The sequence below is a fragment of the Paraburkholderia sp. SSBN10T genome (assembly GCF_056619545.1).
The window spans coordinates 60,962-73,378 of sequence record NZ_JBWQQI010000012.1 but is presented as its reverse complement, the minus strand read 5'-3'; the positions used below and the strand labels follow the sequence as shown (position 1 = coordinate 73,378).

The window sequence follows — 12,417 nt, the reverse complement described above, 5'->3', positions numbered from 1 at the left end:
GCCGATTAGCCGCGTCGGACGTTTGGCTCATTGTCCCGGCTCCGCGACGTGCTGGTCGGCAGGCGCCGCCTCATGGCCTTCGCCGCCGCCGTCCGCGGAGTCGACTGCGCCCTCGGCATTACCGTCGGCCGAGGCTTCCGCCTGAGCCTCCACTTCGCTCTCGGCGGAATCGTCCGCGACGTCGAGCAATTCTTCTTCGCCCTCGTCGACTTCTTGCGCTTCGGTACCGCTCGCGACCGTCGGCGCATCGAGCACGTGCAGCATGCGCACGGACGCTTCCACGGTCAGTTCGTCGATCGACATCACTTCCATCAGCAAGCGCGTGCCGCGCGCATGCACGCCGAGCGCCGGCACGTGCAGCAGCAACGGAATCTCCTCGAGCCGCACCAGATCGTCCTTCACCACCGACGCCACCACCTGCTTCCGGTTCTCCTGTTTCAGCCAGCGCAGGCACCAGAAGTACTCCATGCGGCGCTGGTGATCGGCATACGCCGAGTAGGTATCGTCGAAACCCTGGACCACCGCAAACAGGTCGGCGTCCTTCGGCTTGAACGGCGCGGCCAGCTTGGCGGTGACGCCGTGCTGCACGCACGCGAGCAGTTGCCATTGATTGACCAGGTCGACGTAGCGGCGCAGCGGCGAGGTGCTCCACGCATATTGCGTGACGCCGAGCCCCTCGTGCGGCGCCGCATTGGTCTGCATGCGGGTGCGCTTCGGCCCCGACGGCGCGCCGAACGCCCGCTGGGTGCGGTAAATCCCCGGCACACCGTGGTCGTGCAGGAACGCGCCCCATGATGAGTTGGCGAGAATCGCCAGCTCCGCGACGATCGTGTCGAGCGGCGAACCGCGGCGACGCGGCGTGATGGTGATGTGCTCGCCGTCCACATAGAAATTGAAATCGGTATTGCGCTGCACTTCGCGCCGCAGGCCATAGCCGGCCCGCGCCTGCTGGCGCTTCTCGAACAACGCCAGCGCGAACGGCCACAGCACCGCGATATCGTCCTTATGCGGGTATTCGCCGCTGCCGGCCGCCAGCGCCTCTTCGGTCACCAGTTCGTCGAGCGTGTTGTGGCGCAGGTTGTTCTTCACGAACACACGCTCGGCGCGCGTTTCGCTGGCGACGATTTCCTGGGTCTCGCGATTGACGATCACATACAGCGACAGGGCCGGCCGCAAGCCGCCCTCGGCAAGCGTGAACGCTTCGACGACGCTGTCCGGCAACATCGTGATCTTGTCTCCCGGCATATAAACCGTCGACAGACGCGTGCGCGCAATATCGTCCACCTGGTCGCCGCGCTGGATGCCGAGCGCCGGCGCCGCGATGTGCACACCGATCCGCACGCGGCCATCGGCGAGATGCTCGACAGAGAACGCGTCGTCGATCTCGGTGGTGGTCACGTCGTCGATCGAGAAGGCTTCGACATCGGCTTGCGGCAGATCCTCAGGCAGCGCGCCCGGCGTCACCGGCGGAAAACCGATACCGTGCGGGAAGAATTCGGAGAGAAAACGCGCTTCATGCAGCGCGCGCGCCGATGGAATCCCACCGCATTCGAGCATCAGACGCGCCTGCGAAATGCCGCGCGCCGCGGCGGCCGCTTCGAGCGCCTTGTATTCGATGGTGTTCTTGTCCGGCTTCGTCAGCAGGCCCAACGCCTTGCCGACCAGCGCTTCGGGCAGGCGGCCGGCCTTCAGCTCTTCCTCGTACTGCGCCTGCACCAGCCCCTGCTGACGCTTGCGCTCGAGCGCGGCGAGCGCCATCTGGAGCTGCTCTTGCGGCGCGCGCTGATACTGGCCACGGCCCTTGCGGCGGAAGTACACGGGCGCGCTGTGCATGCGCAGCACCAGCGCCGCCCGCTCCACCGGACCGAACGAAGCGCCGAAATAGTCGGCGCCGAGCGTGGCAAACGGGAATTCATCGTCGGGCGCGCATTCCCACAGGAAGTCCAGATCGATCTCTTGCGCAGCGGCGTCGGCCTGCTGGATCAGATCGCCGGCGCTCGGCTTTTCGAATTCGATCAGCACGTCTTTCGCACGCACCTTGGTGCGCCGGCCGCCCGGCAGCTCGACCTGGAATGCATCGCCCTGGCGCGACAGCACGCTGCCCGCCTTGAAACTGCCCGATTCCTCAAAGAAAACGTTCACTCAATACTCTCGTTCTGACTTGCATCTGCCGCGGCGCCTGGCGGTGGAATCCGGCTCGCGCGTCGGCAACGTGTTCGTGGTGGTAGGTCCGCTGCGCCCATGCCGGGCGCGGGCGGTATGAATCAACGAATCAGGCCGCCGCGCATGGCGCCGGCGGTTCTAAATCCTTTGCGTCGCAAAAGGCGAGCACGTCGTCGACATACTGCTCGAACTCGCTGATCGCGTGGTCGCTGCCTTCAATCAGCGTGGTGCGGGCGCCCGGATAGTGCGCGAGCATCTCGCGGTAGTCGAGCACTTCGTCGCCAGTCGCTGCTAACAAATAATAGCGTTCGGGCCGCGTGATCGATGCGACCCCGAGCGAGCGCAACTCATCCAAGTGATGCCGCTCGACCACGATGCTGCCGCCGCCGTGCCACAGCGGCTGTTCGCCGAGATACTGGCTGAGATCGCGCTGCGGCACGACCGCCGGATTCAGCAGCGCCGCTTGCCAGCCGTGCTTTTCGGCCAGGTGCGTGGCGAAATAGCCGCCCAGCGAACTGCCGATCACGGTGACGCGCTCGCCCGCCGCTGCGGCGACCAGCGATTCAGCCAGCGCGATCGTCTCGAGTGGCGACACCGGCAACATCGGGCAGCACCACTCCGCCGAGCGGCCGAGTTCCGCCAGGCGCGCCGCCATCACGCGCGCCTTGAACGAATTCGGCGACGAGCGGAAGCCATGCAGATAGAGGATCACGCTGCGCCCCGCCCGGGTGACGCCGCTTGCGCGCCAGCTTTTGGCGCCTCGGCCGAGCGCTCCTGAGCCGGCCGCACCTCAGCCGGTCGCACCGAAAGCGCATCGAGCAGCTTCTGATGAACGCCGCCAAAGCCGCCATTGCTCATCACCAGCACCTGGTCGCCGGGCTGTGCCGCCGCCACGACCGCTTTGACGAGCGCATCGAGATTGTCAAAGGCCTTCGCCTTGGCGCCGAGCGGCGCCAGCGCTTCGCCGAGATCCCAGCCCAGCGCGTCGCGCCCGGTGGGTGCGCCATAGCCGAACACGAGGTCCGCGTCAGCGAGGCTGCCGGGTAATTGCGCTTTCATCACACCCAGTTTCATCGTGTTCGAGCGCGGTTCCAGCACCGCAAGAATGCGTGTGCGTTCGCGCCCGACCCGCGTGCGCAGACCGGCGACGGTCGTTTCGATCGCGGTGGGATGGTGCGCGAAGTCGTCGTACACGGTCACGCCGTCGACGCTGCCGCGCACTTCCATGCGGCGCTTCACATTGCGAAAGCTCGCCAGCGACTGCGCGGCCTGGGCCGGCGGCACGCCGACACTGCGCGCCGCCGCGATCGCCGCGATTGCGTTCATGCGGTTGTGCTCGCCCTGCACCTGCCACTCGACCACGCCCACGCGCATACCGTTGTGATACACCGCAAAGCGTTCGTCGACGGGCACGCCGTCTTCGGCCGGCAGCGCCTGCCAGCCGCCCTGCACGCCGAAGCGCTCCACTTCGCTCCAGCAGCCGCGCGTGAGCACCCGTTCGAGCGCGTCCTCACGGCCGTTGGTCACGATCCGCCCAATCCCGGGCACGGTACGAACCAGATGGTGGAACTGGGTCTCGATAGCGGCGAGATCGGGGAAAATGTCGGCGTGATCGAATTCGAGGTTGTTGAGGATCGCCGTGCGCGGCCGGTAGTGGACGAACTTCGAGCGCTTGTCGAAGAACGCCGTGTCGTACTCGTCGGCTTCGATCACGAAGAAGCTCGAATCGGTCAGCCGCGCCGAGACGCCAAAGTTAAGCGGTACGCCGCCGATCAGAAAGCCCGGGTTCAGGCCGGCGTCCTCGAGCAGCCAGGTGAGCATCGAGCTGGTGGTCGTCTTGCCGTGCGTGCCGGCTACCGCCAGCACCCACTTGCCGTTCAGCACATGCTCGCCGAGCCATTGCGGGCCCGACACATAGGGCAGGCCGCGGTCGAGAATCGCCTCCATCAGCGGATTGCCGCGCGACACCACATTGCCGATCACGAACAGATCGGGGTTCAGATCGAGCTGCTCCGCGCCGTAACCCTCTATAAGACGGATCCCCTGGGCCTCGAGTTGCGTGCTCATGGGCGGGTAGACACCTGCGTCACAGCCGGTCACCGTGTGCCCGGCGCCGCGCGCGAGTACCGCGAGACCGCCCATGAACGTGCCGCAGATGCCGAGGATGTGGATGTGCATAAGCCTGTCGTGCCGCGCGGGCGAATTTTTGCGTGGGAGGAGGTGCGCAGGAGGGGCCGAAAAGGCCCGTCTGCGAAGGACGCTATTGTAACCGACACCCTTCGATCGCCCTACGCAGCAAGGGAGCGCCCCGGCCCGTCCGGGGTCGGCGAACACCACATGCGCAGCAGCGGGTAGCCTGGAAAGCGCAGCCCGGATGCCCCCCGGCAGCCCGGTGCGCGGACGACCGCCCCCATAAAGGGCGCCCTTCAATCTCTAGTATGATTGTGAGATGGTTCGCAAATCACATTTCGATCCGCAGCGGGTGCGCGAGGAAATCGCCATCGCCGCTGCGCGGATGATCGCCGAGGACGGTCTGGACTACTCCACGGCCAAGCGCAAGGCTGCGCGGCAGGTCGTCGGGGAGACGCGCGTGGCTGGCGAATGGCTGCCGGATAACGACCAGATCGAAGAGGAAATCCGCGAATACCAGTCGCTCTTCCAGGGCGACAGCCAGCCGGCCGTGCTGCGCCGCCTGCGCGGCGTCGCGCTCGACTGGATGCAGCGGCTCGCCCCGTTCAACCCGTATCTGACCGGCGCCGTGCTGAACGGCACGGCGGGCGAACACTCGGATGTGTATCTGCAGGCGTTCTGCGACAACCCTAAAGACGTCGCGATCTATTTCCTCAACGCCAACGTGCAATACGATGTCTCGGAGACGCGCCATTTCGCCGGCCGCGGCTATGTCGAGACGCTCAGCTTCATGTGGCGGCCCGAGCGCGAGGCGCAGGGCGCCGAGCCGGTCGGCGTGCATGTCGCGCTATACGGCACCGACGACTTGCGCGGCGCGGTGCGCGCCGACGCCCGCGGCCGTCACGCGCGGGCCAGCGCCCAGGCCGTGCAGGCGCTGCTCGACGAGAGCAGCGTGACTTCCCCCAACAATTGATCGGATAGCAATGAAGACCAAGCGGATACTCGCCATTGCAGTTGTAGCGATGATCGCGGCAAGCGTGGGCGCACTCACCGGCCACAGCGTGCTGAACGCGGATGGCGTGGAGCTCGCGCAGGCTGCCCAGCCGGCGCCGCAAAGCGCCGTAGCGCAGTTGTGGGCGGCGCCCGTCACTAGTCCCGATGGCAAGCCGCAGTCGCTGAGCCTGTTCAAAGGGCACCCGGTGGTGATCAACTTCTGGGCCTCATGGTGCGGACCATGTGTAGAGGAAATGCCGTCGCTCGCGCAGTTGCATCGCGAGTATGCAAAGAAAGGCATTGAATTCGTCGGACTTGGCGTCGATTCCGACAAAAATGTAAAAGCCTTCCTCGAGAAGGTGCGGGTCGACTACCCGGTCTATGTGATCGGCTTCGGCGGCGCGGACCTCGCCCGGACCTTCGGCAATAATGCGGGCGGACTGCCGTTTACGGTCGTCATCGACGCAAAAGGCAACGTTCGGTCGACAAAATTAGGTCAAATTCAGCCGAACGAGCTAAAACGGACGCTCGACGCGCTGTAAATTTCACATTGTCCTAAGGTTTAATTGTGGTCGGAACAGGCCGGATTACGCGCAAATTGCATAAAATTGCGAGAAGATGCGTGTCCCGGCGCCTGGCCGAAAGCCAGCGGAATCATTCCTTCTGCGCGTGAAACTAGACAAGTTTCTCTAATCAGCGCTAAAGTGCGGCCAATTCCACGGAAATAGAAGCGACCATGACGCGACTGCTGGTACTGCACGGACCTAACCTCAACCTTCTCGGCACCCGGGAACCGGAGGTCTATGGTCACGTGACGCTGCCGCAGATCGATCAGGCGCTGGCCGACCGCGCAGCGGACGCCGGCGTCGAATTGGCGTCGTTCCAGAGCAACCATGAAGGCGCCCTGGTCGATCGCATCCAGTCCGCACGGATCGAAAAAACCGCTTTCATTCTGATCAATCCCGCCGCGTACACGCACACCAGCGTGGCGATTCGGGACGCACTGGCGGGGGTCGGCATCCCGTTCGTCGAGATTCATCTGTCGAACGTGCATCGTCGCGAACCGTTCAGGCACCACTCGTATTTCTCCGACCAGGCAGAGGGCGTGATTTGCGGCCTCGGCTGGAAGGGATATCTGTACGCACTCGAATTCGCGCTCGACCGGCTTGCCGCCGGCTCGTCGCGCGGCTGATTCCAACAAACTCATTCTGGGCCGGCAGGCAGCGCCGCCGGCACTTCACGCATTGAAAGGGGATGCCCAATGGATCTACGTAAACTGAAGACTCTGATCGACCTCGTCTCCGAGTCCGGCATTTCGGAACTGGAAGTGACCGAAGGCGAAGGCAAGGTCCGCATCGTCAAGAATGCGCCGCCGGTTTACGTCCAGCCGTCCGCTTCCTACGCGCCGCAGTACGCCGCGCCCGCACCGGTTGCGGCGGCTCCCGCAGACGCACCGGCTGTCGCTGCACCGGTCGCGCCGGCCGCCGCACCGCAGGGCCATGTGGTGACCTCGCCGATGGTCGGCACGTTCTACCGTGCGCCGTCGCCGGGCGCCGAGCCGTTCGTCCAAGTGGGCGATACGGTCAAGGAAGGCCAGACGATCTGCATCATCGAAGCCATGAAGCTGCTCAACGAAATCGAGTCGGACAAGTCCGGCGTGATCAAGGAAATCCTCGTCGACAACGGGCAAGCCGTCGAATACGGTCAACCGCTGTTCGTGGTCGGCTAACGCGGCACGCTTTGCGTTTGCCGTCCGCGCGCCTGCCAGACCCGGGGCGCGCGACCGATCCTCGCTAGAAAACGCCGGGCCGCCCCAAGTTTTCCGCCCCGGAGGAAGTCCCCTGGGGGGATTGCTCCCCTCGGGGGGCCTGGCGCGAAGCGCCGGGTCGGGGCCCCTGAGGCGGCCGCGTTGTGATCAACCGGCGCCCATTGATGAGTCGAAAACCCGCTATGTTTGAAAAAATTCTCATTGCCAATCGTGGCGAGATCGCACTCCGGATCCAGCGCGCGTGCCGCGAGCTCGGCGTCAAGACGGTCGTCGTCTATTCCGAAGCCGACAAGGAAGCCAAGTATGTGAAGCTCGCCGACGAGGCCGTCTGTATCGGCCCGGCGCCTTCGAACCTGAGCTACCTGAACATGCCGGCGCTGATCAGCGCGGCCGAAGTCACCGACGCCGAGGCGATTCACCCCGGCTACGGCTTCCTCTCCGAGAACGCCGACTTCGCCGAGCGCGTCGAGCAGTCCGGCTTCACCTTCATCGGCCCGCGCCCGGAAACGATCCGGATGATGGGCGACAAGGTGACCGCCAAGCAGACCATGATCAAGACCGGCGTGCCGTGCGTGCCGGGTTCTGAAGGCGCGTTGCCGGACGATCCGAAAGAGATCGTGAAAATTGCCCGCCAGGTCGGCTATCCGGTGATCATCAAGGCGGCCGGTGGTGGCGGCGGCCGCGGCATGCGCGTGGTCCACACGGAAGCGGCGCTCGTCAACGCGGTCAACATGACGCGTGAAGAAGCCGGCCGTGCCTTCGGCAACCCGCAGGTCTACATGGAGAAATTCCTGGAGAACCCGCGGCACATCGAAATCCAGGTGCTGTCCGACTCGTTCAAGAACGCGGTGTGGCTGGGCGAGCGCGATTGTTCGATGCAGCGCCGTCACCAGAAGGTGATCGAAGAAGCGCCGGCGCCGGGGATTGCGCGCCGTCTGATCGACCGCATCGGCGATCGCTGCGCGGATGCCTGCAAAAAGATGGGCTATCTCGGCGCGGGCACGTTCGAATTTCTCTACGAAAACGGCGAGTTCTACTTCATCGAGATGAACACGCGCGTGCAGGTCGAACACCCTGTGACCGAGCTGATTACCGGCGTCGACATTGTTCAGGAACAGATCCGCATTGCGGCCGGCGAAAAGCTCGCCTTCCGTCAGCGCGACATCGTGTTCAAGGGCCATGCAATCGAATGCCGGATCAACGCCGAAGATCCGTTCAAGTTCACCCCGTCGCCGGGACGCCTGACGTCGTGGCATATGCCGGGCGGCCCCGGCATCCGCGTCGATTCGCACGCTTACAACGGCTATTTCGTGCCGCCGAACTACGATTCGATGATCGGCAAGCTGATCGCTTACGGCGCAACCCGCGAGCAGGCCATCAAGCGGATGCGTATCGCGCTCTCGGAGATGGTGGTGGAAGGCATTCAGACCAACATCCCGCTGCATCGCGAGCTGATGCTCGACGCCAAGTTCGTCGAGGGCGGCACCAGCATTCACTACCTCGAAAACCGGCTGGCTGCAAAGCTGCAGGCCGCACCGGAAGAAGCGTAAGTCATGAGTTACCGGGAACTGATCGTCGAGCTGGCACGTGAGCACGCAGAGGAGCTATCCGATGCGCTGCTCGAGCTGGGTGCCTTGTCCGTGTCGGTGGAAGACGCGGATGCCGATACGCCCGACGAGCAGCCGCTCTTCGGCGAGCCCGGTCTTACGCCTGATCGCACAGCCTGGCAGCACTCGCGCGTGATCGCGCTGCTCGCGCCCGAACACGACCCCGCCGTGCTGTTGACGGCGGCGGCCAACGAACTGGGCCTCTCCCCCGCCCCGGCATTCAGCGTACGAGAAGTGGAAGAGCAGGATTGGGTGCGGCTCACGCAGTCGCAGTTCGATCCGATTCCGATCGGCCAGCGCATCTGGGTTGTGCCGTCGTGGCACGACGCGCCGGACCCCGACGCCCTCGTGCTCGAACTTGACCCTGGCCTCGCCTTCGGCACCGGCAGCCATCCGACCACGCGCCTGTGCATGGAGTGGCTGGAGCAGGCGGTCGTACCGAACCAGTCGGTGCTCGACTACGGCTGCGGCTCGGGCATCCTCGCCATTCTCGCGAAGAAGTGCGGCGCGAACCCGGTCTACGGGATCGACATCGATCCGCAAGCGGTCGAGTCCGCCCGTCACAACAGCGAGCGCAACCGCGCCGAGGTCACCTACGGCCTGCCTGACGATTGCCCGGCCGGCGAGTTCGATATTGTTGTCGCCAATATTCTGTCCAACCCGCTCAAGCTGATGGCCTCGATGCTGTCCTCGAAGGTGAAACCGGGCGGCCGCCTCGCGCTGTCGGGCATCCTCGCGCGTCAGGCGGAGGAAGTTGCACGGGTTTATCAACAGTGGATCGACATCGCCGTCTGGCGCGAACACGAAGGTTGGGTGTGCCTGACGGGAACGCGTCGGGAAAGCCATTAGAATAAGACGTATTGTCCAACCAACGGCCCCGCGGCCAACCGGCTCAATATGCTCCTGGCGACCCGCTGTCCTTTCTGCGAAACGGTCTTCCGGCTCCAGCCCGCGCAGCTCTCGCTGCGCCGCGGCCTTGTGCGCTGCGGGCATTGCCAGGAAGTGTTCGACGCTTCGAGCAGTCTGTACGAAACCGCCGAGGGCGCCGATTTCTCCACCGCCAGCCCGGTTTCCCCGGCAGCCGTCAGCGCGCTGAGCGCGGACAGTAGCGCCAGTGCGCCGCCCAAAGCACTGGATTTCAGCGCCGAGGCCTGGAACCCGTGGGCTCCGCAGCCTGACGCCACCATCGACCAGAGCTTGCTCCACAACGCGACCAACCTACCGCTCGCGCCCGTTGCCGCCAGCGTCGCGGTCATGCCGCAGCATGCCGACGAACGGCAGACGCGGGCGGCAAGCGCCGAAGCGGATGCGGCTCCCGAGCGGGAAGCCGCGTTTGCGGCCGGCGCCGAGCCGCTCGGCAAAGCGAGCCAGCAAGCGGCCGAAGCCGCACCTGAAGTCGCCTCCGCGGCGGCGCCGCAACCAGGGCGGCCGCTGGAACATCCCAAGAACGAACCCGCGTTGGAAGAAGAGGCACAAGCGGCCGCCGCCCTGCTGCGCAGCGCCCCGGATCCCGAGCCGCACTTCGGCGCGGCGGCAGCGGCCCCTCCTTTCGCCGTCAATCCGCCCGCGGGAGAAGCCGATCCGTTTCCGGTCGTCCGCGAAACCCGTGCACCCGCGCCGCGCCGCCTCGGCTGGCGCATCGTCGGCGCGCTCGTCGCGTTGCTGCTGTTGCTCGGACTGCTGGCGCAACTCGCGTGGTGGCAACGCGAAACGGTCATGGTAGATTGGCCGGACTCGCAAACGCTCTACGCGCAGGCCTGCGCGCCGCTTGGCTGCACGGTCGCGCCGCCACACGCGATCGACGGCCTGCAGGTCGAGCCGTCCGATCTGCGGCAGATCGACGGCCCGCACAAGCTCGAACTGAAGATGCCGCTGCGCAATCGCTATAACGTGGCGCTCGCCTACCCGGCCATCGAGCTCACGCTGCTCGACGACCAGAACAACGTCGCCGTGCGCCGCGTGCTGTGGCCGCAGGACTACGTGAAGCCCGGCACGCCGATCGCGGCCGGACTACCCGCTCGCACGACCCAAACCATGATCGTGCATCTGGATACCGGCAACACAGTCGCAACGAATTTCCGGGTACAGATTTTTTACCCTTGAATACAAGCAGCAGCATTCTTGCGCGCCTGGTCCGCCGGGCGCATTTACCGTCAATCCCTGACGAATCTTCGGAGCACAACATGAGTCAAGTCACGCTGGGTGGCAACCCGATCGAAGTAGCCGGCACGTTCCCGAGCACAGGCCAGAAGGCGCCCGCCTTCTCGCTGATCGGCAAGGATCTCAAGCCGGTCACGCTCGCCGATTTCGCCGGCAAGCGCAAAGTACTGAACATCGTGCCGAGCCTCGACACGCCGACCTGCGCAACCTCCACGCGCAAGTTCAACGAAGCCGCCGGCAAGCTGTCGAACACGGCCGTGATCGTCGTGTCGGGCGACCTGCCGTTTGCGGCCACGCGCTTCTGCACGACTGAAGGCATCGAAAACGTCCTGACCGCATCGACGTTCCGCGGCCATGAATTCGCGCAAGCCTATGGCGTCGACGTCACGAGCGGCCCGCTGACCGGCCTGACGGCGCGCGCCGTGGTCGTCATCGACGAAAACGACAACGTGGTTCACGCCGAACTCGTCAGCGAAATCAAGAACGAGCCGAACTACGAGGCAGCGCTCGCCGCACTGAAGTAAGCGTCTCGCGCCCGCTGCAGCGCCGCGCCTCGAGCGCGGCGCTTTTGCATCGTGGCCTGCTTTACCTTTGTTAAGTGTTTTACCCAGTTCGACTTCTAGAGGACTACTCGCCTTGGCTACGCTGATTTGCGGTTCGCTCGCCTACGACAACATCATGACCTTTGAGGGCCGCTTTCGGGAGCACATCCTGCCGGAGCAGGTCCATATCCTGAACGTGAGCTTCCTTGTGCCGACGATGCGCCGCGAGTTCGGCGGCTGCGCGGGCAACATGGCTTACTCGCTGCACCTGCTGGGCGGCGACGCGCGCATCATGGGCACGCTCGGCGCCGTCGACGCGCAACTCTATCTCGACCGCTTCGACCAGCTCGGCCTCTCGCGCGAACACGTCCTCGTCCTGCCGGACACGTATTCGGCGCAGGCGATGATCACCACCGATCTCGAAAACAACCAGATCACCGCCTTCCACCCGGGTGCGATGATGCAGGCGCACCTCAACCACGCTGACGAGGCGAAAGACATCACGCTCGCCATCGTGGGACCGGACGGCTACCAAGGCATGATCCAGCACTCCGAACGGTTGGCGGCCGCCGGCGTGCCGTTTATCTTCGATCCGGGCCAAGGCTTGCCGCTGTTCGACGGCGCGGCGCTGCGGCGCACGATTGAACTTGCTACTTACGTGGCTGTCAACGATTACGAAGCCAAACTGGTGAGCGACAAAACGGGTTGGTCGGTCGAAGAGATCGCCAGCCGGGTCGAAGCGCTGATCGTGACGCGCGGCGAGCATGGTTCGCAAATCCACCATGCAAACGGCATCGAAGAGATTCCCGCCGTTAAGGCCAAGCAGGTGCTCGACCCGACCGGTTGCGGCGACGCCTTCCGCGGCGGCCTGCTCTACGGTATCGAGAAGCAGCTTGGCTGGGCCACCACGGGCCGTCTGGCGAGCCTGATGGGCGCGCTCAAGATCGAGCATCAGGGGCCGCAAAACTACGCGCCCACGCGGGCGGAGATCAACGAACGGTTCAAGCAGGCGTTTGGATACGACCTGCCGTAATGCCGAAAAGCTAATTGGGAG

At 64.9% G+C, this 12,417-nt stretch carries 12 protein-coding genes; 9 read left to right on the top strand and 3 right to left on the bottom strand.

The window, feature by feature from the left end; translation table 11 throughout:
- Positions 1 to 27: 27 nt before the first annotated feature.
- The 3 genes from AC1ECK_RS19370 to mpl all read right to left on the bottom strand — a co-directional run bounded on the left by AC1ECK_RS19370 (position 28) and on the right by mpl (position 4,341).
- Positions 28 to 2,142, bottom strand: a complete 2,115-nt coding sequence (locus tag AC1ECK_RS19370) for a ribonuclease catalytic domain-containing protein (RefSeq protein ID WP_480321690.1) — start codon at positions 2,140 to 2,142, stop codon at positions 28 to 30.
- 130 nt (positions 2,143 to 2,272) lie between these two features.
- On the bottom strand, positions 2,273 to 2,875 hold the full coding sequence (locus tag AC1ECK_RS19365) for a YqiA/YcfP family alpha/beta fold hydrolase (RefSeq protein ID WP_480321688.1): 603 nt from the start codon (positions 2,873 to 2,875) through the stop codon (positions 2,273 to 2,275).
- Entirely contained in the window at positions 2,872 to 4,341 is a 1,470-nt protein-coding gene (mpl, locus tag AC1ECK_RS19360) for a UDP-N-acetylmuramate:L-alanyl-gamma-D-glutamyl-meso-diaminopimelate ligase (RefSeq protein WP_480321686.1), read from the bottom strand. The genes AC1ECK_RS19365 and mpl overlap by 4 nt, the downstream gene beginning before the upstream one ends.
- A 271-nt stretch (positions 4,342 to 4,612) precedes the next feature.
- Between mpl and AC1ECK_RS19355 the strand changes: the two genes are divergently transcribed.
- The 9 genes from AC1ECK_RS19355 to AC1ECK_RS19315 all read left to right on the top strand — a co-directional run bounded on the left by AC1ECK_RS19355 (position 4,613) and on the right by AC1ECK_RS19315 (position 12,396).
- Positions 4,613 to 5,266, top strand: a complete 654-nt coding sequence (locus AC1ECK_RS19355) for a UDP-N-acetylmuramate--alanine ligase (RefSeq protein ID WP_480321684.1) — start codon at positions 4,613 to 4,615, stop codon at positions 5,264 to 5,266.
- A gap of 10 nt (positions 5,267 to 5,276) precedes the next feature.
- Complete coding sequence (locus AC1ECK_RS19350) at positions 5,277 to 5,828, top strand: TlpA family protein disulfide reductase (protein ID WP_480321682.1); 552 nt, start codon at positions 5,277 to 5,279, stop codon at positions 5,826 to 5,828.
- 194 nt (positions 5,829 to 6,022) lie between these two features.
- Positions 6,023 to 6,478: a type II 3-dehydroquinate dehydratase gene (aroQ, locus tag AC1ECK_RS19345; protein ID WP_480321680.1), complete on the top strand. Its 456-nt coding sequence runs from the start codon at positions 6,023 to 6,025 to the stop codon at positions 6,476 to 6,478.
- Between the two features lie 69 nt (positions 6,479 to 6,547).
- Positions 6,548 to 7,015 carry an acetyl-CoA carboxylase biotin carboxyl carrier protein gene (gene accB / locus AC1ECK_RS19340; protein ID WP_480321677.1) on the top strand — a complete coding sequence of 156 codons (468 nt, stop codon included), beginning with the start codon at positions 6,548 to 6,550 and terminating at the stop codon, positions 7,013 to 7,015.
- 221 nt (positions 7,016 to 7,236) lie between these two features.
- Positions 7,237 to 8,604, top strand: coding sequence for an acetyl-CoA carboxylase biotin carboxylase subunit (gene accC / locus AC1ECK_RS19335; protein ID WP_090686734.1), 1,368 nt, complete (start codon positions 7,237 to 7,239; stop codon positions 8,602 to 8,604).
- Positions 8,605 to 8,607: 3 nt separating this feature from the next.
- Positions 8,608 to 9,510 (top strand): 50S ribosomal protein L11 methyltransferase, encoded by a 903-nt coding sequence (gene prmA / locus AC1ECK_RS19330; protein ID WP_480321675.1) that lies wholly within the window; start codon positions 8,608 to 8,610, stop codon positions 9,508 to 9,510.
- A 48-nt stretch (positions 9,511 to 9,558) separates the two neighbouring features.
- A complete protein-coding gene (locus tag AC1ECK_RS19325) occupies positions 9,559 to 10,764 on the top strand; it encodes a zinc-ribbon and DUF3426 domain-containing protein (RefSeq protein WP_480321673.1) in 1,206 nt (401 codons plus the stop codon).
- Positions 10,765 to 10,844: 80 nt separating this feature from the next.
- Complete coding sequence (gene tpx / locus AC1ECK_RS19320) at positions 10,845 to 11,345, top strand: thiol peroxidase (RefSeq protein ID WP_480321671.1); 501 nt, start codon at positions 10,845 to 10,847, stop codon at positions 11,343 to 11,345.
- A gap of 112 nt (positions 11,346 to 11,457) precedes the next feature.
- A complete protein-coding gene (locus tag AC1ECK_RS19315; RefSeq protein ID WP_480321669.1) occupies positions 11,458 to 12,396 on the top strand; it encodes a carbohydrate kinase family protein in 939 nt (312 codons plus the stop codon).
- Positions 12,397 to 12,417: the final 21 nt, after the last annotated feature.